The sequence below is a fragment of the Streptococcus hillyeri genome, from assembly GCF_003686955.1.
Lineage (GTDB): Bacteria > Bacillota > Bacilli > Lactobacillales > Streptococcaceae > Streptococcus > Streptococcus hillyeri.
Map to the genome: position 1 here is coordinate 1 of NZ_RCVM01000046.1, position 1,268 is coordinate 1,268.

At 39.0% G+C, this 1,268-nt stretch carries 1 protein-coding gene; it reads right to left on the bottom strand.

Annotation, left to right across the window (positions count from 1 at the left end):
* Positions 1-58 precede the first annotated feature (58 nt).
* The gene (locus EAF07_RS10375) at positions 59-1,174 is read right to left on the bottom strand and encodes an ISAs1 family transposase (protein WP_425452103.1); all 1,116 of its coding nucleotides are present in this window, start codon (positions 1,172-1,174) and stop codon (positions 59-61) included.
* Positions 1,175-1,268: the final 94 nt, after the last annotated feature.

The following is a 1,268-nucleotide window of genomic DNA, read 5'->3' on the forward strand; positions in this document are numbered from 1 at the left end:
CACGACAAACGCATGAAATCTTCTATTTCCATTTTGCAAGTGTTGAAAGTTTTTTGCCCTAAAGCAATTGTTTTAAATACTTGTCAAAGGACAGACTTAGGGCATATTTCTTACGACGCAGACTCATCTTCTTTCCAAAATCTAACTGTTTTAATACCGCTAAACAGAATTTATCCATGACATTTAAATTAAATGCGAGTTGTTTATTCAAAGTCTTATTGGCATCTTCACGAAAAACAACATCTAGTAGCCAGTGCATACTCTCTATTTGCCAATGACCTCTCACATAGTCACACAACTCTTTAGCGCTAACCTGACAACTTAAAATAAAGTAGCGGGTTTCTTCGCTCTCTTGACCATTCTTTGTTATCTGAATACGCGCCCGTCCAATGCTTTGGATATGTCCCCAATCAGGATGCTCTTGACGTATCCACTCTGTATCAGTAATGACTTCATACTGTCTCAATTCAATCTGACCGTGCGCTTTCTCAAGCGTTTCATAGCTATCGTCAAAATTCTGAGAGAGTTCAAAATAGGGACGAATATCTTCTAGAAGGCTCTTTTGATTCTCTTTGACTGCTAGACAATAATCTGCTTTCTTCATGATAATCTTATCCGCAATAGCCTTTTGTGTGCCCATGGCGTCAATACTAATCATGCACCCTTTTACTGAAATCATGTCTAATAATCGTGGAATCGCTGTAATCTCATTGCTTTTTTCATCAGTCGCTACCTGGCCATACGAAATCCCTAAATCTGTCGCATAGGCTGAGACAATATGTAGGGCTTTTTGAGTTTGACTGCCATTACCACGGATAGTCTTCCCGTCAATGGCTACTAAACGTTTTGAAAGTTGTGGTAAGGTTTTAGATGATGAGTCACACGCTTCAAGAAGAGAAGTCCATATCTGTGTGAGTTCTACAAGAACTTGTGAATCTAAGGTCGCAAAAACACGTTGTAGAGTGTCATGAGAGGGAATGCCATTTTCTAATTTGAGAACGGTGCGTAAGGATTTCTCATAGGCAATACCAAACTCCTCTATCTCATCCCAGTGTTCTGCGCCTGATAAGCGAGCAAAGAAGATGAGAAGAACGATATCTGACAATAAGTGTTTAATTTTCCATGGGGAACGGTCGTCTCTAACAGTAATCAAGAAATTTAAAAGGTCTTCCATAACAAAATCCTCCACTTTTATTATAGCGAAGGATTTTGAATTCATCCATGAAAGTCTTTTCTGTAAGCCATATTTTCTTCATGCGTTTGTCGTG

What these genes read in the sequence shown, in the direction of transcription:
- EAF07_RS10375 (WP_425452103.1), bottom strand. Translation starts at nt 1,174, where the DNA reads ATGGAAGACCTTTTAAATTTCTTGATTACTGTTAGAGACGACCGTTCC.